16 protein-coding genes are annotated in these 19453 nt (G+C 46.4%); 11 read left to right on the plus strand and 5 right to left on the minus strand.

From position 1 onward, the window contains the following. The first annotated feature begins 84 nt into the window (after nucleotides 1-84). Nucleotides 85-3987 (plus strand): phosphoribosylformylglycinamidine synthase, encoded by a 3903-nt coding sequence (purL, locus tag DN062_RS10745; RefSeq protein ID WP_112159332.1) that lies wholly within the window; start codon nucleotides 85-87, stop codon nucleotides 3985-3987. Between the two features lie 106 nt (nucleotides 3988-4093). On the opposite strand, the gene DN062_RS10750 is transcribed toward purL, so the two are convergent. Both DN062_RS10750 and DN062_RS10755 read right to left on the minus strand, forming a co-directional pair. Next, nucleotides 4094-4693, minus strand: a complete 600-nt coding sequence (locus DN062_RS10750; RefSeq protein WP_112159333.1) for an OmpA family protein — start codon at nucleotides 4691-4693, stop codon at nucleotides 4094-4096. Nucleotides 4694-4851: 158 nt separating this feature from the next. Further along, nucleotides 4852-5151 (minus strand): YciI family protein, encoded by a 300-nt coding sequence (locus tag DN062_RS10755; protein ID WP_112159334.1) that lies wholly within the window; start codon nucleotides 5149-5151, stop codon nucleotides 4852-4854. 217 nt (nucleotides 5152-5368) lie between these two features. Here DN062_RS10755 and DN062_RS10760 point away from each other — a divergent pair, with 217 nt between their 5' ends. The 4 genes from DN062_RS10760 (at nucleotide 5369) to rluB (ending at nucleotide 8293) form a co-directional block, all read left to right on the plus strand. Then, nucleotides 5369-6205 (plus strand): PHP domain-containing protein, encoded by an 837-nt coding sequence (locus DN062_RS10760; protein ID WP_112159335.1) that lies wholly within the window; start codon nucleotides 5369-5371, stop codon nucleotides 6203-6205. A 44-nt stretch (nucleotides 6206-6249) separates the two neighbouring features. Continuing rightward, entirely contained in the window at nucleotides 6250-6870 is a 621-nt protein-coding gene (locus DN062_RS10765; RefSeq protein ID WP_112159336.1) for an L-threonylcarbamoyladenylate synthase, read from the plus strand. 82 nt (nucleotides 6871-6952) lie between these two features. Continuing rightward, the gene (locus DN062_RS10770; protein ID WP_112159337.1) at nucleotides 6953-7348 is read left to right on the plus strand and encodes an H-NS family histone-like protein; all 396 of its coding nucleotides are present in this window, start codon (nucleotides 6953-6955) and stop codon (nucleotides 7346-7348) included. Nucleotides 7349-7381: 33 nt separating this feature from the next. Next, nucleotides 7382-8293, plus strand: coding sequence for a 23S rRNA pseudouridine(2605) synthase RluB (gene rluB / locus DN062_RS10775; protein WP_112159338.1), 912 nt, complete (start codon nucleotides 7382-7384; stop codon nucleotides 8291-8293). 35 nt (nucleotides 8294-8328) lie between these two features. On the opposite strand, the gene DN062_RS10780 is transcribed toward rluB, so the two are convergent. The 3 genes from DN062_RS10780 to ubiG form a co-directional block, all read right to left on the minus strand. Further along, the gene (locus DN062_RS10780; RefSeq protein ID WP_112159432.1) at nucleotides 8329-9072 is read right to left on the minus strand and encodes a YciK family oxidoreductase; all 744 of its coding nucleotides are present in this window, start codon (nucleotides 9070-9072) and stop codon (nucleotides 8329-8331) included. A gap of 72 nt (nucleotides 9073-9144) precedes the next feature. Beyond that, on the minus strand, nucleotides 9145-9810 hold the full coding sequence (locus tag DN062_RS10785) for an HAD family hydrolase (RefSeq protein ID WP_112159339.1): 666 nt from the start codon (nucleotides 9808-9810) through the stop codon (nucleotides 9145-9147). Beyond that, a complete protein-coding gene (gene ubiG / locus DN062_RS10790; protein ID WP_112159340.1) occupies nucleotides 9807-10529 on the minus strand; it encodes a bifunctional 2-polyprenyl-6-hydroxyphenol methylase/3-demethylubiquinol 3-O-methyltransferase UbiG in 723 nt (240 codons plus the stop codon). Before ubiG ends, DN062_RS10785 begins: the two co-directional genes overlap by 4 nt. Nucleotides 10530-10675: 146 nt before the next feature. Here ubiG and gyrA point away from each other — a divergent pair, with 146 nt between their 5' ends. From gyrA to cmk, 6 genes are all read left to right on the plus strand, one after another. Further along, the gene (gene gyrA / locus DN062_RS10795; protein WP_112159341.1) at nucleotides 10676-13369 is read left to right on the plus strand and encodes a DNA gyrase subunit A; all 2694 of its coding nucleotides are present in this window, start codon (nucleotides 10676-10678) and stop codon (nucleotides 13367-13369) included. Between the two features lie 66 nt (nucleotides 13370-13435). Continuing rightward, nucleotides 13436-14518 carry a 3-phosphoserine/phosphohydroxythreonine transaminase gene (gene serC / locus DN062_RS10800; protein ID WP_112159342.1) on the plus strand — a complete coding sequence of 361 codons (1083 nt, stop codon included), beginning with the start codon at nucleotides 13436-13438 and terminating at the stop codon, nucleotides 14516-14518. Between the two features lie 20 nt (nucleotides 14519-14538). Then, nucleotides 14539-15423, plus strand: coding sequence for a chorismate mutase (gene pheA / locus DN062_RS10805; RefSeq protein ID WP_112159343.1), 885 nt, complete (start codon nucleotides 14539-14541; stop codon nucleotides 15421-15423). 22 nt (nucleotides 15424-15445) lie between these two features. Continuing rightward, a complete protein-coding gene (gene hisC / locus DN062_RS10810; RefSeq protein WP_112159344.1) occupies nucleotides 15446-16549 on the plus strand; it encodes a histidinol-phosphate transaminase in 1104 nt (367 codons plus the stop codon). After that, entirely contained in the window at nucleotides 16543-18762 is a 2220-nt protein-coding gene (locus DN062_RS10815; RefSeq protein ID WP_112159345.1) for a prephenate dehydrogenase/arogenate dehydrogenase family protein, read from the plus strand. The genes hisC and DN062_RS10815 overlap by 7 nt, the downstream gene beginning before the upstream one ends. Continuing rightward, a complete protein-coding gene (gene cmk, locus DN062_RS10820; RefSeq protein ID WP_112159346.1) occupies nucleotides 18762-19451 on the plus strand; it encodes a (d)CMP kinase in 690 nt (229 codons plus the stop codon). Before DN062_RS10815 ends, cmk begins: the two co-directional genes overlap by 1 nt. The last annotated feature ends 2 nt before the right edge of the window (nucleotides 19452-19453 follow it).

The raw sequence follows: 19453 nt of genomic DNA on the forward strand, positions 1-19453 counted from the left end.
GCCTCAGATCAGGTAAACTATACACTTAATTTCCCGCTGTTAATGCCTGCACGACGCAGGTACCAAAAGAGGCTCGAAATCGACATGCTCGTTCTGCGTGGAGCACCCGCTCTCTCGGCTTTTCGCCACGATAAGTTGCTATCCTTGTTACAATCGGTGAATTCATCTGTAACAGGCGTATATGCTGAATATATACACTTTGCAAATACTGAAGCTGCATTGAGCTCAGAAGAGCACAAGGTGCTAGATCAGATTCTGACCTATGGACCTCGGGGTGAAACAGAGGTTCCAGATGGAGACCTGTTTCTTGTTATTCCGCGGCCAGGCACCCTTTCACCCTGGTCTAGTAAAGCGACCGATATCGCCCATAACTGTGGGCTTAAGTCGATTCGTCGAATTGAGCGGGGTTTAGCCTACTATATTCATGCTGAAAGTGCACTGAATTCAAATCAGCGAGACCAAATATCTGCATTGCTGCATGATCGCATGACGCAATCTGTTTTTGCCACGCTTGAAGATGGCCAGCGTTTGTTCAGGCAAGAATCACCTAGGCCGTTGGCAAGCGTCGACCTTCTCGGTGGTGGTCGAGAAGCGCTTTCTCAAGCAAATGCAGCGCTGGGTTTAGCGTTGGCAGAAGATGAAATTGACTATCTTTACAGTAGTTTTGTCGAGTTGAAGCGAAACCCTACAGACGTAGAGTTGATGATGTTTGCTCAGGCAAACTCCGAACATTGCCGTCATAAAATCTTCAACGCAAGTTGGGATATAGATGGAGAGTTACAAGAAAAGTCGCTCTTTGGCATGATCCGCAATACCTATGAGCAAAGTGGCGATCGCGTATTGTCAGCTTATAAGGATAATGCGGCTGTGATAGAAGGCACCACTGCCGGACGTTTTTACCCAGAGCCGCAGTCGCTCGAATACGCCTATCATCAAGAGCCGATTCATATATTAATGAAGGTCGAAACCCATAACCATCCCACTGCAATCGCGCCCCATCCCGGCGCAGCTACTGGGTCAGGTGGTGAAATCCGTGATGAAGGTGCTACAGGTAAAGGTGCAAAACCCAAAGCAGGTTTAACGGGCTTTACGGTATCTGATTTGAACATTCCTGGATTTGAACAGCCTTGGGAGTCCGATTACGGTAAGCCAGAGCGTATAGTCACTGCGCTCGATATTATGATCGAAGGTCCAATTGGCGGCGCTGCATTTAATAATGAGTTTGGTCGTCCAAATTTAACGGGCTATTTCAGAACGTTTGAGCAGCAAGTGCCGGGGGTTGCCGGTGATGAGGTGCGTGGATACCACAAACCAATCATGATTGCGGGCGGAATGGGCAATATCAAAGCAGGCCATGTTGAAAAAGGGGATATCCCTGTCGGAGCTAAGCTGATCTGCTTAGGTGGGCCTGCCATGTTGATTGGTCTGGGTGGCGGTGCAGCATCCTCAATGACATCAGGTAGCTCTGCTGAGGATTTGGATTTTGCATCTGTTCAGCGTGAAAACCCAGAGCTAGAGCGTCGTTGCCAAGAAGTGATTGATCGCTGCTGGCAGTTGGCAGATAAAAACCCCATTGCGTTTATTCATGATGTTGGTGCGGGTGGTTTGTCCAATGCCTTTCCTGAGTTGGTTAAGGACGGTGGGCGCGGTGGGCGTTTTGAGCTGCGCAATATCAATAATGATGAACCGGGAATGTCGCCTTTAGAGATTTGGTGCAACGAAGCGCAAGAGCGTTATGTATTGGCGGTGACGCCTGATCAGCTCGAAACATTTGAAGCGATATGTGCCCGTGAGCGCTGTCCCTATGCGATTGTAGGTGAGGCAACAGATGAGCATCATCTTATCCTGAACGATCAGCACTTCGAATCAAAACCTGTCGATTTGCCTATGAGCATTTTGTTTGGTAAGCCGCCAAAAATGCATCGTAGTATTCAACGCTCAGAGTGTAGCTTGCCTGAGTTCGAGGCGGATGATATCGAATTAGAGGAAGCGGTTGAGCGTGTTTTGAAGCTGCCTGCGGTTGCATCTAAATCCTTCCTGATCACTATTGGTGATAGAAGTATTACGGGGATGGTTGCAAGAGATCAGATGGTGGGTCCTTGGCAGATTCCGGTTGCTGACTGTGCGGTGACCGCTGCAGCCTACGATACCTATGCCGGTGAAGCTATGGCGATGGGTGAGCGAACGCCCTTGGCGTTAATTGATGCACCTGCTTCAGGTCGGATTGCAATAGGTGAGACCATTACCAACCTGGCCGCTGCTCGTATAGACGATATTTCGGATATCAAGTTGTCAGCGAACTGGATGTGTGCAGCAGGTCATCCAGGTGAAGATGAAAAACTGTTTGATACGGTTGCCGCGGTGGGTATGGATTTATGCCCAGCGTTGGGAATCACAATTCCTGTCGGCAAAGACTCAATGTCAATGCGTACCGTCTGGACGGAGGATGGTGAGAAGAAGAGTGTGACAGCTCCGATGTCATTAATCATTTCTGGCTTTGCGCCAGTGGTTGACATACGTAAAACACTAACGCCTCAGTTGAAAACCGATCAAGGCGAAACGGATCTGATTTTGATTGATTTGGGGGCAGGCAAGAATCGTCTCGGCTTGTCGGCATTGGCTCAAGTCTATAATCAAGTGGGACAGGATGCACCGGATGTGGATGACCCGCATCTGCTAGCTTCTTTCTTTGCGGCCATTCAAGAGCTTAATGAACAGGGGCTGCTGTTGGCGTACCATGATCGTTCCGACGGTGGTGTGTTTGTTACCTTGGTTGAGATGGCATTCGCTGGGCGTTGTGGTTTAGATATCAGTTTAGATATGTTGGCTTCAGAGCAGAACGAAATTGTCCGTTCACTCTTTGCTGAAGAGCTGGGGGCTGTGATTCAAGTCCGTCGCACGGATGTTGAAATGGTGCTTACCGAGCTGACAGCAGCAGGTTTGGGGGATCTTGTCAGTGTGATCGGTAACATTAACGATGACGATCAGATTAATCTTTATTTTGATGAAGAAGAGATTTTCAGTGAATCTCGTTCAATGCTGCAAAGCTATTGGGCTGAAACCTCTTATCAGATTCAAATGTTGAGAGACAATCCCGAGTGTGCTCAGCAGGAGTTTGATCGCATTCTTGATCGTAATGATCCCGGTTTGCATGCCTCTTTGAGCTATTCCGTTAATGATGATATTGCCGCTCCCTTTATCGCGAAGGGAATTCGTCCTAAGGTTGCGATACTGCGCGAGCAGGGCGTGAATGGTCAAGTCGAAATGGCTGCTGCGTTTGAGCGTGCAGGCTTTGCGGCACTTGATATCCATATGAGTGATATTCTGGCAGGACGTATTTCGCTGGAGGCCTTTCAAGGTGTTGTTGCTTGTGGTGGTTTCTCATATGGCGATGTATTGGGAGCAGGTGAGGGGTGGGCGAAATCCATTTTGTTTAACTCCTTAGCTCGTGATCAGTTCAGTGCGTTTTTTGAAAGAAGTGATAGTTTTGCGTTAGGTGTATGTAATGGCTGTCAGATGATGTCGAATTTGCACAGTCTAATTCCAGGTGCTGAACGTTGGCCGCGCTTTGTGCGCAATCGCTCAGAGCAGTTTGAAGCGCGAGTTGCCATGGTTGAGGTACAGCAGAACTCCTCTATCTTCTTACAGGGAATGTCAGGATCGCGTATGCCAATTGCCATTGCGCATGGTGAGGGGCGTGCAGAGTTTAGAGATGATCATCATCTCTCTGCATTGTCGCAATCAGCTGATATTGCGCTGCGATATGTTGATAACTACGGCAAAGTGACTGAGAGCTATCCAGCCAATCCGAATGGATCACCGTTGGGTATCGCAGGGGTAACAACGCCAGATGGGCGCGTCACGATCATGATGCCTCATCCAGAGCGTGTGTTTAGGGCGGTTCAAAATTCTTGGTATCCTAGTGATTGGACAGAGGATGGCAGTTGGATGCGTATGTTCCGCAATGCTAGGGTGTTTGTCGGCTAGCCTTGAAAGACCCTGCTGCATTTGCTAGCAGGGTTGTTCGCAATTTGGCAAATCACAAGCAATAAAAAAGCCACTTTAAAAGTGGCTTTTTTGTGTCAGCTAGTCATTATTGACCGCGACGAGTGCCTTTGATTTCAACGTCTACACGACGGTCAGGGCGCAAGCACGCAATCAATTCAGCGCCACGGCCAGAGCAGTTAGCAACTGGTGAGCGGCTACCCATTGAACTGGTAGACATCAAGTTTCTGTTTACGCCAGCGTTGGCAAGAGCAGCAGCAACTGCGTCTGCACGACGTTGAGATAGACGGTCGTTGTAAGCCATGTTACCGATACGGTCAGCATGACCTGTTAGGCTGATGCTTTCAACGGTTGCCAAAGAACCAATGTGGTTAACAATCGTAGAGATGTCGCCTACACGGGTGCTGTCGAAATCGAAGTAAAGTGCGAATTTACGATCGATATCAGCAACTTCTGGAGCTGGAGCAGGAGCTGGAGCAGGAGCTGGAGCAGGTTCAGCTTGAGCTACGTAGCCTGCGCAACCTGGAACCGCTTTTTCAGGGGTCCAGGAAGAGGTTTGCCAGCACTCGCCGAAGCTGGTGCGCCATACAGTGTCGCTGGAGTTAGCAGCATAACCAGGAACCTGAGCCTGAGCGGCAGAGAAGCCGAGAGTCATGGCCAGGCCTGCAGCAATTGCAATTTTCTTCATCATCATTTCCTTGTGCCAGGTTGGATGTTGGTCTTTTTAATTAATTGTCAAAGCCTATTAAAGCCCATTATACCTTAACCTAAGGTAAACAGCCTATCAGGCAGTCTAAAAGGTATGGTTAAGATTTACACAAGTAAGTATAACAGATCCTGCGGGGATCAGGGCAATACCTTCTTGAAGGGTTTAACCAAAACACTTTTATACACCCCTGCAGCAAAATATGGATCTTCATCGGCCCATGATTTTGCTGCTTGTAACGAAGCGAACTCCGCTACGATTAGGCTTCCTGAGAAGCCTGCCGGGCCGGGCTCTTCACTGTCGTTGACAGGATGCGGACCAGCGATTAATAGTCTGCCCTCAGAATTCAGCACTTTTAATCGCTCTAAGTGAGCGGGTCTGGCCTGCATCCGGGCATCGAGGCTGTTATCCACATCCTCTGCTATTATTGCATAATACATTAGACATCTCTCCTGTTTAAGTATTTGTCAGCAATTTTTATTCAAAAATGAGTATTTTATGTCAAGCTCAGGTCTATCATCATCCCTTTATTGACATTATTGCAATATATTACCGAATTCACGTTACACTTAATGCACAGCATTTGAGGTTTGTTTCTATTGCATACCTATGGGATGGCACTCCTTTTGAGCTTAACCATTTTGCTTGGAGGGATTTATGGTTCACTATGATTTGCATTTGCACAGTCGTGCGTCGGATGGGGCTTTGGCACCAGCTGAACTTGTCAGTTTATGTGCGGCGCAGGGTGTGCAAGTGATGGCTTTGACGGATCATGATACGTTGGTGGGAATTAATGAGGCGAGATTGGCGGCTGAAAATCTTGGTCTAAATTTAATTGTGGGGACTGAGTTGACCTGTTTATGGAATCGTCGCTCCATACATATATTGGGGTTGGGTCTAGATGATGCCTTTCAGGGTGTTAAAGACTATGAAGCGGAGCTGTTTTGTTTGAGGCAGGAAAGAGCGAAGCGTATCTCTGAACGCTTAATTAAAAAGGGTATTGATTCTTCTATATTTGATTTGGCAATGAGTTATTCAGAGGGAGGTCAGATAGGTCGCCCGCATTTTGCTAAAGCGTTGGTAAAATTAAGGCACGTTAAAACACTGCAGGAAGCGTTTGATCACTATTTGGGTCAAAACAAAGTAGGGGATGTCAAAGCCTTGTGGCCTGATATGAAACGCGCCGTTGGGTTTATTCGTCAGGCAGGAGGTGTTGCAGTCATTGCTCACCCAACTAAATACAAGATGACATTTACTAAGTTGCGAGAGCTTGTTTTTGATTTTAAAAAAGCGGGTGGTGAAGGGATAGAGGTTGGTTATCCTGGCTTGAATCCAGATCAGGGGCGTGAATTGCTTAAATTAGCGACTCATCAGGAATTATTGATGTCGGCAGGGAGTGATTTCCATAACTCATTTAATTCCTGGACACTGCCCGGACGTTTTCCTGTGTTGGAGGTTAATGAACAGCATGTTTTGAGTCGTTTACTGTTATAATTACATCAATTATGGGCTGTTTTTTATCCTAAAGGGGATGATCCGTGAGTCAATTGTTTCAAATACACCCTGAAAACCCGCAGAAGCGTTTGGTTACTCAGGCGGTAGAAATTCTTAAGAAAGGTGGGGTTGTTGTGTACCCTACGGATTGTGCTTATGCGCTGGGTTGTTGCCTTGGTGATAAGCAGGCGATGGAAAGAATTAAGCAGATACGTCAATTGGATGATAAGCATAATTTTACCTTGGTGTGTAGTGATCTATCTGTAATATCAACTTACGCTAAAGTTGATAACAGTGTTTATCGTTTGCTTAAAGCACACACCCCAGGCGCCTATACTTTTATTCTGAATGCAACGAGCGAAGTGCCAAGAAGGCTACTCCATCCTAAGCGCCGTACTATTGGCATAAGGGTTCCGGCCAATAATATTGTGACGGAGTTATTAAGGGAGCTGGGTGAGCCGATAATGAGCACTTCTTTAATGCTTCCTGGTGACGAAATGCCACTGACAGATCCTTACGATATTCGCGAATCACTTCAGCATCATGTTGATCTCGTTATTGATGGTGGATTTTGTGGTATGGAAGCCACTACGGTCGTTAATTTAGTCAATGACGTGCCTGAAGTGGTTAGAGTTGGCGCTGGTGACGTTTCTTTTTTTAATTAAGGCCTGAGCTACTTATACATTTTTTAATTGCGCTATATAATATACTCGTATGTAACTCTAAAAGTCTTTTAAAGGAAACACTATGTCTGATTTTATTAAAAACCTGACGCGTAAAAATTCTCTAAGAAAACAATGTCAAGAGTTGTCTTTGATCGAGATTGAAAAGGTTTTAGGGGACCTTAACGAAATTTATACTGAGCGCAAGGAAGATGAAGCTAAGCGCGAAGCTGAAGAAAAAGCACGTGTTGAAAAAATTGAACAAATTCGCATGGCAATGAAAGAAGCTGGCATTGATCTAAATGATCTGGCCGAGTTAGTAGAATCGACTCCACGTAAAAGTGTAAAAGCAAAATATGTCATTACCGACGACGAAGGTAAAGTGCATGAGTGGTCTGGTCGTGGTCGTACACCTGTTATATTTCAAGAATACATGGATACAAAAGGCATCTCTAAAGAAAAACTTCCAACTGTTGATTAATAATCAAATAGTTGAGCAATTAAGGTAGCGTCAGTGGAAAACGAAAAGTTACAAAAAGTATTGGCGCGCTCCGGTTTTGGCTCACGTCGTGAGATGGAGCGTTGGATAGAAGAAAAAAGGCTTACAATTAACGATGCGCTTGCCACACAGGGTGATCGTGTAGGGCCTTCAGATAAAGTGACCCTTGATGGTCGTAAAATCGACTTGGTGTTCTCAGGTCACGTTCCGCGTCGTGTATTGATTTATAATAAGCCACTAGGTGAGGTGTGTACACGCCATGATCCTGAAGGGCGCCCCACAGTATTTGATTCTTTGCCTCCGCTTAAGCAAGGGCGCTGGATTGTGGTGGGTCGTCTAGATATCAACACCACAGGTTTGCTGATTTTTACAACGGATGGAGAGTTGGCAAATCTGTTGATGCATCCATCTGCTCAGATTGATCGTGAGTATGCGGCGCGTGTCTTAGGCGAAGTCAATGATGAAATGCTTGAGCGCTTAAAACAGGGTGTGTTGTTAGAAGACGGCATGGCTAAGTTCACTGACGTTCGCTTCTTCGATGGGGAAGGGGCGAATAAGTGGTTTCACTGTGTGCTGATGGAAGGGCGAAATCGCGAAGTTCGCCGTCTGTGGGAATCACAAGGTATACAGGTTAACCGCTTGAAGCGAGTTAGGTTTGGTCCTGTTTTTCTTCCTAGCGAAGTAAAAGTTGGGACTTGGCGAGAGCTCAGTCAAAAAGAGTGCAATATGCTTGCGGCTGAGGTTAATCTTGACGTTGATCGAGTTAAATTCGTGCGCACACCTGCTCAGAAAGATGAGGATGTGCGTCGATATAAAAATCAAAAAGTCAGACAGGTTGCCAAGGGCGGTGACCAGAATCGACCACAGAAGGCCGAGAAGCCGAAGAAACGACCTAGATCTGTTGGCAAACGAGGAGCAGGGCGTTAGTTTTAGGCCTTAGCTTTTGGTGCACAAGGATTGGATTATCCTTGTGCATCCATTGATTGACCATTAACGTTTTTGCTGTCAGGGCCCATCAAGTATAAATAGAGCGGCATAATCTCAGCGGGAGTTGGATTGTTTTCCGGCGATTCTGCGGGGTATGCATAGGCTCTCATCTGAGTTCGGGTTGCGCCGGGATTGATCGCATTGACTCGGATATTGTCTACGTTATCTAATTCATCAGCCAGCACTTGCATCATCCCTTCTGTGGCGAATTTCGAAACCGCATATGCTCCCCAGTAAGCCTTACCTTTGCGACCAACGCTAGACGTTGTGAAGATGATTGATGCGTCTTCAGACGCTTGAAGCAGAGGCATAAGTGTCTGTGTGAGCATGAAAGGTGCGTTGACGTTGACCTGCATGACTTGCTGCCAAATGATCGGGTCGTAATTGTCTATGGGTGTTCTTACACCGAGTATTGAGGCGTTGTGAAGAATGCCATCAATTCTTCCAAACTCTTGATGTAGCGTGTTGCAAAGCTCTATATAGTCGTGCTCCGTGGCTACGTCTAGATTCAACGGTACGATTGCGGCTTGTGGGTATCCCGCCGCTTCCAGTTCGTCGTAGAGCTTTTCAAGCTTTTCTTGTGTTTTTCCTAGAAGAATAACGGTAGCGCCGTGGGCAGCATATTGGCGAGCAGCTTCTTTGCCAATGCCATCTCCAGCACCCGTAACCAGTATGATTCGATCTTTCAGTAAGTCTGCGGGAGCGTTGTAATTAAAAATCATGTTATGACTTCCAGCTTTATATTCAGTAAGTGTTCTTTCGCATACAGTAATAGAGATAGTGTAAATGATTTACATAGATTGTAGCAGTGATAAGAGTTCTGTGGCGTGGTCAACTTTGAAGTGGCTTGACCAGTCGTCAATTGACTCGTTAATCGCTAAGTAACCGAAACCTGCCGCGACGGTCGTCATGCCTGCTGCATGCCCTGCTTGTATATCACGGATATGATCGCCAACGTACAGTGTTTTCTGAGGGGCGATATTCATTTGTTGGCATGCCAGTAACAGCCCTTCTGGAGATGGTTTGCTGGCACTGACATCTTCAGGGCATATAATAGAAGAGCAGCGTTGATTTAAATGGAGTTGTTGCAAAATTTTATGGGTGAAGCGGGATGGTTTGTTTGTGACAACTCCCCAAAGAATCTTTTCTTGATCAAGCCATTCAAGTAATTCATTAAAGCCATCGAATAATCTAGAGTGTAAAGCAGGTTGTTTTTCATACTCTGTTAATAGTTGGACGAGTAAGTCATCAAAGTCAGGGTGCTCAGGTTCTATTTGAAACGCAGTTTGAATGACCGCTTTACCCCCATTTGAAACTGAGCGGCGTAGGGTTTCATAATCAAGTGTAGATGAAACATTGCGCTCTTTTCTCATGTTAGTGACTAAGTGGTAAAAATCTGGAGCGCTGTCCACCAGCGTGCCATCTAAATCAAACAAAACTGCATTGAAAGATCTCATGATTGCTCCGCTTTTTGTGTGGCCATCATGTAGTTTACGTCAACATCCTTCGGTTCAAGTCGATATTTTTGTGTGAGTGGGTTGTAAACCAGTCCTGTCATTTCAATCACGCGGAGCTGGTTGTTTCGTACCCATTGAGCAAGTTCGGAAGGCTTAATGAATTTTGAAAACTCATGTGTGCCAGCGGGAACGAGTTTCAGGAGCCTCTCAGCGGCGAGAATGGCGAAAGCGTAGCTTTTGGGATTGCGGTTGAGTGTGGACAGAAACAAATGACCACCGGGTTTAACCATGCGTGCGCAGGCTTGAATGACCGATGCTGGGTCGGGAACGTGCTCAATCATTTCCATGCAGGTCACGATATCAAATTGCTCTGCATGGCTCTCAGCCATTTCTTCCGCTGTAATCTTTTGATAGCTCACTTTAACGCCACTTTCGAGGCCATGAAGTTTTGCCACCTTAAGCGGAGCCTCTCCCATGTCAATTCCAGTCACCTGGGCGCCACGTCTTGCCATCGCTTCAGATAAAATGCCACCGCCACAACCCACATCAAGTACTTTTTTTCCAGAAAGCTGGCCGATGCGATCAATAAAGCCAACCCGCAGAGGGTTGATGTCATGTAAAGGCTTAAATTCGCTATTTTTGTCCCACCAGCGGCTTGCCAGTTCTTCAAATTTAGCGATCTCAGCGGGGTCAATGTTGAGTGAACGGGTGTTGCTCATGAGAACTCTCTTTTAAATACTGAATTTAACCTAATTCTAACACTCATAGCAGAGGTGAGTCAGCGTGTGTTTATGGTACAATACCGCGTTGATGAATTACCGTAATTACGGTGTGTAAGCATACCGAATCAAGGAACACTGAGCGAATGGGTGATCTAGCTAAAGAAGTCCTGCCAGTCAATATCGAAGATGAGCTCAAGCAGTCTTATCTCGACTATGCCATGAGCGTGATCGTAGGGCGTGCCCTACCTGATGTACGAGATGGCTTAAAGCCTGTTCATCGTCGTGTATTGTTTGCGATGAACGAGCTGGGCAATGATTGGAATAAACCTTATAAAAAATCAGCCCGTGTGGTGGGTGACGTCATAGGTAAATACCATCCACATGGGGACAGTGCTGTCTACGATACCATTGTTCGTATGGCGCAAACCTTTTCGATGCGAGCAACGCTGGTTGATGGACAAGGTAACTTTGGATCCGTTGATGGTGATAGCGCGGCGGCAATGCGTTATACCGAAATTCGAATGGCTAAGATATCGCATGAACTCTTAGCGGATCTTGATAAAGAAACCGTCGACTTTGTGGACAACTACGATGGCACGGAGCGTATCCCTGCTGTTTTGCCAACACGAGTACCTAATCTCTTAGTGAATGGCTCGTCAGGTATTGCCGTGGGGATGGCAACGAATATTCCTCCCCATAACTTGTCGGAAGTGGTTAAAGCCTGTTTGGCGTTGATTGATAATCCTGAGCTAACCGTCGATGAGCTAATGGAATATATTCCAGGTCCTGACTTCCCGACGGGCGGCATCATCAATGGGCGCGCGGGTATCTTGCAAGCCTATCGTACTGGCCGCGGACGAATTTATGTCCGGGCACGTCACCATGTTGAAGACAATCCTCGTAATGGTCGTCCCATGCTGGTTATTACGGAGATACCGTATCAGCTGAATAAAGCTCGGACGATTGAAAAAATTGCTGAGTTGGTGAAAGAGAAAAAAATTGAAGGCATTAGCGAGCTTCGCGACGAGTCTGATAAAGATGGAATGCGTATCGCCATCGAATTGCGTCGTGGTGAAATCGCAGAAGTTATTATCAATAATCTGTTTACTCAAACGCAGTTACAAAGTGTGTTTGGGATTAACATGGTTGCTCTGGTCGATGGCCAGCCGAGAACGCTGGATTTAAAGTCAATTCTTGAATGTTTCATTCTTCATCGCCGTGAAGTGGTGACACGTCGTTGCGTTTACGAATTGCGAAAAGCACGTGAGCGTGCGCATGTCTTAGAAGGTTTGGCAATCGCACTTGCCAATATTGACCCCGTTATTCAACTGATCAAACAGTCTCCGTCTCCAGCCGAAGCACGTGAACGACTGATTGCCATGCCATGGTTGCCGGGTAACGTTCTCGATATGTTAGAGCGTGCTGGTGAAAATGCCTGCCGCCCTGATGACTTAGCGCCTGAGTTTGGCATGCGTGATGGGCAATATTATTTATCGCCCGTTCAGGCTCAAGCCATTCTTGATCTGCGTCTGCATCGTTTAACTGGCTTAGAACACGAAAAGCTAATCGCTGAATATCAAGGTTTAGTTGATAAAATCACCGAACTTCTACATATTTTGGGTTCTCGTGAGCGGTTGATGGAGATTATTCGAGAAGAACTTGAAGCCATCGAAAGTGAGTACTCGGATCCACGTCGTACCGAAATCATGGCATCTCAACAGGATTTGACGCATGCTGATTTGATTACGGAAGAAGACATGGTCTTGACTGTGTCTCATAACGGTTATGCGAAAACTCAGCCTATCACAGATTATCAATCTCAGCGTCGTGGTGGTAAGGGTAAATCGGCAACTGCGATGAAGGATGAGGATTTCATAGAGCATCTTCTAATTGCTAATACACACGATACTGTGTTGTGTTTCACTACTCGAGGCAAGGTGTACTGGCTCAAAGTGTATGAAATTCCACCGGCAAGTCGTGCATCTCGTGGTCGACCGATTATTAACATTCTTCCATTAGAGGAAGATGAGTGCATTACAACCATTTTGCCTGTGAAAGAATTTGATGAAAATCGATTCATTTTCATGGCAACAGCGATGGGCACAGTTAAGAAAACGCCTCTGCAAAGTTTTGCGCGTCCAAGAAGCACTGGATTAATTGCTCTGGATACGGTTGATGGTGATCGCTTAATCGGAGCGTCGATTACCAATGGCAATGACGATGTCATGCTGGTAACGAGTGCAGGTAAAGCGGTTCGTTTTAATGAGCAAGATGTTCGTCCAATGGGTCGAACTGCACGTGGCGTTCGTGGCGTAAAAATGCATGACGATACAAGGGTTATCTCTCTTATAATCCCGCAAGAAGGGGGGAATATCCTTACGGCTTCGGAAAAAGGCTACGGTAAGCAAACGGCTGTTGAGGATTTCCCACTGCGTGGACGCGGCGGTCAGGGTGTTATCGCGATGCAATGTACGGAGCGTAACGGAGCTTTAGCAGGCGCTGTTCAAGTGTTTGCTGGTGATGGCATCATGCTAATCAGTGATAAAGGAACACTGGTACGTACTCGCACAGATGAAATTTCGGTGCTAGGACGCAATACACAAGGTGTTATGTTAATACGTTTATCTGACGAAGAAAAACTCGTGGGTATTGCTCGGATAGAAGAGCCAGAGGATGTGCAAACGGATTCTGATACACTTGCCACTGTTTCGGATGATGACGTCCATACTGATTCCGATGTGTCCGATGTGTCCGATGTGTCCGATGTGTCCGATGTGTCCGATGTGTCCGATGTGTCCGATGATCAAGATGTTTCAGATGATCAAGATGTAGAGTAATAGGCTTACTTTAACCCTTTCAAGGCAGCCGTTCGCTGCCTTGAATTTATAGACCGGAAATGAGTCATGACGCGCAAGTATAATTTCAGTGCAGGACCCGCTGCGCTGCCTGATGAAGTGCTCAAACAAGCTCAGGAAGAAATGTCGGATTGGCAGAGAAAAGGCTTGTCAATCATGGAAATGAGTCATCGTAGTGACGAGTTCGTGTCAGTGGCTGAGCAGGCTGAACAAGACCTGCGTGATCTGATGCAAATTCCAACGAATTACAAAGTCTTATTTTTGCAAGGTGGAGCAACGAGCCAGTTTGCCATGCTGCCGATGAATCTCTTGAGAGGGCATTCAGCAGCGGATTACATTAATACGGGTATCTGGTCTAAAAAAGCGATTGCTGAGGCGTCTCGTTATTGTGACGTTAACATTGTTGCAACGACTGAGTCAGATAAGTTTTGCAGTGCCCCTACTCAAGAAGACCTGGTTTTAAACCCGAATGCTGCTTATGTTCACTATACAAGTAATGAAACAATTGGTGGTGTTCAGTTTGATTATGTTCCCCAAACGGGTGACGTACCTTTAGTGGTTGATATGTCATCTGATATTCTGTCTCAGCCGATTGATGTCAACCAGTTTGGATTGATTTATGCGGGCGCACAAAAAAATATTGGTCCTGCTGGCTTAACGGTTGTGATTGTGCGAGACAATCTCTTAGGGAATCCTTTAGCAGCAACGCCATCGATGTACGACTATAAAGTGCATGCCGAGGCAGGGTCTATGCACAATACGCCACCGACCTTTGCTTGGTATCTTGCGGGGTTAGTCTTTAAATGGTTGAAAGCTAAAGGTGGAGTTGAAACCCTTGCCGCAATTAACCTGCGAAAAGCGGCAAAGCTTTATGCCGCTATTGATCAAAGTGATTTTTATGGAAACCCTGTGGCGATTCGAAATCGTTCAATCATGAATGTTCCATTTACGCTTGCAGATGCGCGACTTGAAAACGCTTTTCTAAGCCAAGCGGAAGCGGCAGGCTTGGTGAACTTGCAAGGGCATCGCTCAGTCGGTGGTATGAGAGCAAGTTTGTATAATGCAGTCCCTGAAGCAGCAGTGGATGCACTGATTGAGTTTATGGTTCAATTTGAAAAAGAAAACGCATGAGCGGTCAACAGGTGTAACCGATGACAAAACCAAATACGCTTAACGAGCAAGAGCAAGCACTGCGTGTACTGCGAGATCAGATAGACGATATTGACTTGAATATTCAGCGCTTGATTAATCAGCGCGCTGAATGTGCAGGTAAGGTCGCAGACGTTAAACAGCGATATGGTCAGTCAGCGTCTCCTGTTTTCTATCGCCCTGAACGTGAAGCTCAGGTGCTTAGGCGTGTGATGGAACGCAATACAGGGCCCCTTCCTGATCACGAAATGGCAAGGCTATTTCGAGAAATTATGTCATCGTGTTTGGCGCTAGAGCAGCCTGTCAAAGTTGCTTTTATGGGGCCGGAGAATAACTACACTGAGCAAGCGGTACGTAAACACTTTGGTTTATCGGCTCAGAGTGTTGCATTTGCAAGTTTAGAGCAAGTGTTTAAAGCGGTTATGGACGCCAGTTGTCATTATGCAGTATTGCCGATTGAGTCTCCACAAGAAGGTTTAGTGAGTCATACACTGGACCTCTTGGGGCAATACGATGTATTTATTTGTGGTGAGGTTGAGTTGCAACTCGGAGGAGGGACATTGTCATCGACGCTCGATACGCGTTTTCTCGTTTTAGGTCGTCAACAAGTTGCACCCAGTGGATGTGATAAAACCTCAATCTTGATTCGCTCAGAAGACGATCGCCCAGGAGCTCTTTATAGCTTGTTGGAGCCTTTTCGAAAGCGTGGTATTAGCCTTACCCGGTTAGAAACGCGCTCAAATATAGGTGCGCGTCCTGCATCATTGTTTTATATGGACTTTGAAGGGCATAGAGACGATGAGACTGTGGCCGAAGTCCTTTTAGAACTGCAGTCTACCCCTGTGATACTTAAAATATTGGGCTCATACCCACAAGCGGTTCTTTAAGGTAGAACCTAGAGGTGAACAGATGTCGTGTGATTATGTGGCATTAGCCAATAGCGGAGTTCAGCAGCTCAAACCCTATCAAGCGGGTAAGCCGATTGAAGAGTTAGAACGAGAGTTGGGAATTTCTAATATTATCAAATTGGCAAGTAATGAAAATCCATTAGGGCCATCACCCAAGGCCATTGCCGCCATTCAGCAAGAAATAGCAGAGTTAACTCGCTACCCTGACAGTAATGGTCATCAGCTTAAACAAGCAATTTGTCAGAGTTTCGATTTAGATCTGGCTCAAATTACGCTTGGTAATGGTTCAAATGATTTGCTGGAGTTGATTACTCGCACCTTTTTAAATCCTGCATGCGAAGCTGTGTATTCAGAATTTGCATTTGTTGTATATCCGTTAGTGGTGCAAGCTGTGGGCGCTAAAAGTGTTGTTGCGCCAGCTAAAGACTTTGGGCATAACCTTCAAGCGATTTCAGAGGCAATTTCAGAAAAGACGCGTCTTATTTTTATAGCCAATCCAAATAATCCGACAGGCACTGTGATTACGAACGACGAGTTATGTGCATTTTTGGATAGTCTACCTGCGAATATACTTGTTGTGCTGGATGAAGCCTATAGCGAGTATGCGATGGACGCTGCAATGCCAAATGGATTGGCGTTGGTTAAACGCTACCCTAACTTAATCGTCACCCGTACTTTCTCCAAAGCCTATGGGTTGGCGGCACTACGTGTTGGATTTTCCGTGTCAAATCCGGCCATAACAGATTTATTGAATCGTGTTCGCCAACCCTTTAATGTGAATAGTTTTGCGATGGCTGCTGCTGTTGCTTGTCTGAATGATACTGACTATTTAGCCCATACAGTGGCTTTAAATGCTCAGGGAATGCAGCAGTTAACAAAAGGCATTCAGCAAATGGGGCTGGGTTATATACCGTCTAAAGCCAACTTTATTACGATTGATATGGGTGAAGAGGCCTTGCCGATTTATCAAAAACTGTTGCATGAAGGCGTTATTGTGCGACCGCTAGGGGTGTATAATTTACCCAATCATTTAAGAGTGACGATTGGTACAGAGTCAGAAAATACACGCTTCCTACTTGCGCTAAAAAAGGTTATTCAGTGTTAACCTATACGACACATCGACTTCTTATTATTGGTTTAGGCCTTATCGGAGGTTCATTTGCTAAGGCTTTAAAATCACGAAAAGTGGTGCAGCATGTTGCTGCCTATGATCGTCATCCTCAGGAGTGCGATTTAGGCATACGCTTAGGGGTGATTGATGAAGCCGTGCAAGATTTAGCCAGCGCAGTTCAACAAGCGGATGTGATTGTGTTAGCGGTGCCAGTCAAGGCGATGGAGGTGGTCTTAAAGGATATTCAACCTTTTCTAAGGCCGACAACTCTGTTGACCGATGTGGGGAGCACTAAGGGTCACCTAGTGCAAGCCGTTCGTCAGGTGTTTCAAAAGATTCCCCCGGGATTCGTTCCGGGGCATCCAATAGCCGGTGCTGAAAAAAGTGGTGTGGTCGCAGCCGATGCGGATTTGTTTGAGCGCCATAAGGTGATTTTGACACCACTTCCTGAATCCGATCCTAAGGCAACGCTAGAGATTGCTCGTTTGTGGCAGTCGGTCGGAGCGGAAGTGCTGCAGATGGACCCGTACCGGCATGATCAAGTGTTAGCTGCGACGAGTCATTTACCGCATGTATTGGCTTTTTCATTGGTCGACACCTTGGCGCATGAAGAAGAGAATCGCGATATCTTTCGTTATGCCGCTGGTGGTTTTCGTGACTTTACACGGATTGCAGCGAGTGATCCGGTAATGTGGCATGATATCTGTCAGGCCAATCGTGATGCGATTCTTAAGCAAATTGATCAGTTTACATCAGGTGTGGCGCGCTTAAGATCAGCGATTGCTGCGGGCGATAGTCAGGCAATGCTGGGCATTTTTAGTCGCGCTAAAGTGGCCAGAGAGCATTTTTCAACCCTGCTCGCGGGCTCTGCTTACTCAGCAAATACGCAGGATATAGATTTGCGTATTGAGCCAGATAGTCCTTTATCGGGGCGGGTGGCAGTACACAGTGACCGCTCAATTTCACACCGGGCGATCATTATTGGTGCTCTATCGGAGGGCGTCACTGACATCGAAGGTTTTTTCGAAGGTGAAGATAGCTTAATGACCATTAAAGCCTTTCGTGAAATGGGCGTTGTTATTGAGGGGCCTCATCAAGGCAGTGTTCGCATTTATGGTGTTGGCTTGCATGGCTTGCAACCACCAAAGGGACCTTTGTACCTAGGTAAGTCTGAAACGTCATTGCAACTCCTCACTGGGCTATTGGTTGCTCAATCCTTTTCGACAGAGGTCTTTGGTGATGAGGCCTTGAGTCAGAAAAGTTTGCTATCGACCTTGGAACCCCTCAGGAAAATGGGTGCCAAGATTGACAGTAATGAACAAGGCGGCCCACCTTTTAGAATATCGCCTTCAATCCTGAAAGGCTCAGAAATTGAGCTCACCCATGCGAGTGCGCAGGTAAAGTCCAGTTTGTTGTTAGCTGGTCTTTATGCGCAGGGGCAGACCTGCTTAAAAACGAATCGTTTCTGTCGAGATCATACCGAGCGTATGCTAAAAAGCTTTGGCTATTTTTTGTGTGAAAGTGAAGAGGCGGGTGAGGTTAGGACGACAATCGACTGCGCTGGGACATTAACGGCGACTAAAATACGTGTTCCAGGTGATTTCTCGACGGCGTTGATGTTGATTGCAGCCGCAACGCTTGTGCCTGAGTCCTCATTAATATTGACCGATATCGGTGTGAATCCACATCGAACAAAGCTTTTACCCCTTTTGTCAAAAATGGGAGCAAATATTCAGGTTACCTTGCACAAAGATACGGGGTTTGAACCTGTTGCTGACATATGGGTTACCTATGCTCAGTTAAAAGGACAAGAGTTCTCTGCAGACGATGTGGCCTGCGTGGTCTATGAATTACCTTTTCTAATGGTCTTGGCATTATTCGCAGACGGCCAAACCCTTATTCATCTGCCTGCGTCTTTGTCAGCCAAGGAAAGTGCCCTGATTGCGAGTACTGTAGCGGTTTTGCTAGAGCAAGGTGCTCAGATTGAGCTAAGCGGATCACATCTGTTGTTGAAACCATCATTATTGCTCGGTGGCGAGATTTCAGAAGCTTTACCGCCCATTGTTGCATTTGCAATGATCGTGGCTTCAACAAGAGCGCAACAGGCATTAAGGATCAAACATTCAGCGGCACTGCTCACAGCCTATCCTGCATTGGTTGAACAATTAAGGCGTGCCGGTATTAGCATACATAAGGAGTCGGACTAATGTCCTCACTATTACCTCCAGTCATAACAGTTGATGGCCCAAGCGGTTCAGGGAAGGGAACGATCTGTCGCTTGTTAGCCAATGCACTGGGTTGGTCATTGTTAGACAGCGGTGCTTTGTATCGCTTAACGGCGGTTGCTGCGCGTCATCATGGTGTTTCTTTAGATGATGTCGAGTCCCTGCAAGTCATGGCTGCGCATCTGGATGTGCAATTTTTGTCTGAAAGTGCCGATGGCGAGTTGAAAATTATTCTTGAAGGCGAAGAGGTTACACAAACTATTCGCACAGAAAACGTAGGGGCAGACGCCTCTGTTGTCGCGGCATTGGGGCCTGTTAGACAGGCTTTATTGCAAAGGCAGCGAGACTTTGCGCAGCTTCCAGGGTTGATCGCAGATGGGCGTGATATGGGCACAGTTGTCTTCCCAGAAGCCTGTTTGAAAATATATCTTGATGCAAGTGCAGAAGAACGTGCAAGCCGACGCTATAACCAGTTGATTAGCAAGGGACTGAGTGCTAGCCTTGAAGATATATTAATTGATATTAAATCGCGGGACGATCGTGACATGAATCGCACGGTCGCACCTTTAAAACCGGCGCCGAATGCGGTGATTCTGGACACCACCAAAATGACAATTGAGGAGGTGTTAGAGGTGGTGCTGGATGAAGCGAAACATAAAGGGCTGCGTTAGGC

Origin of the sequence: Nitrincola tibetensis, from assembly GCF_003284585.1 — a bacterium.
Lineage (GTDB): Bacteria > Pseudomonadota > Gammaproteobacteria > Pseudomonadales > Balneatricaceae > Nitrincola > Nitrincola tibetensis.

Bases quoted from the DNA above. Each gene is read 5' to 3' on its own strand.
- cmk (WP_112159346.1), top strand. From the start codon at position 18,762: ATGTCCTCACTATTACCTCCAGTCATAACAGTTGATGGCCCAAGCGGT.
- DN062_RS10760 (WP_112159335.1), top strand. From the start codon at position 5,369: ATGGTTCACTATGATTTGCATTTGCACAGTCGTGCGTCGGATGGGGCT.
- ubiG (WP_112159340.1), bottom strand. From the start codon at position 10,529: ATGAGCAACACCCGTTCACTCAACATTGACCCCGCTGAGATCGCTAAA.
- purL (WP_112159332.1), top strand. From the start codon at position 85: ATGCTCGTTCTGCGTGGAGCACCCGCTCTCTCGGCTTTTCGCCACGAT.
- gyrA (WP_112159341.1), top strand. From the start codon at position 10,676: ATGGGTGATCTAGCTAAAGAAGTCCTGCCAGTCAATATCGAAGATGAG.
- DN062_RS10750 (WP_112159333.1), bottom strand. From the start codon at position 4,693: ATGAAGAAAATTGCAATTGCTGCAGGCCTGGCCATGACTCTCGGCTTC.
- hisC (WP_112159344.1), top strand. From the start codon at position 15,446: ATGTCGTGTGATTATGTGGCATTAGCCAATAGCGGAGTTCAGCAGCTC.
- serC (WP_112159342.1), top strand. From the start codon at position 13,436: ATGACGCGCAAGTATAATTTCAGTGCAGGACCCGCTGCGCTGCCTGAT.
- pheA (WP_112159343.1), top strand. From the start codon at position 14,539: ATGACAAAACCAAATACGCTTAACGAGCAAGAGCAAGCACTGCGTGTA.
- DN062_RS10785 (WP_112159339.1), bottom strand. From the start codon at position 9,810: ATGAGATCTTTCAATGCAGTTTTGTTTGATTTAGATGGCACGCTGGTG.
- DN062_RS10755 (WP_112159334.1), bottom strand. From the start codon at position 5,151: ATGTATTATGCAATAATAGCAGAGGATGTGGATAACAGCCTCGATGCC.
- DN062_RS10770 (WP_112159337.1), top strand. From the start codon at position 6,953: ATGTCTGATTTTATTAAAAACCTGACGCGTAAAAATTCTCTAAGAAAA.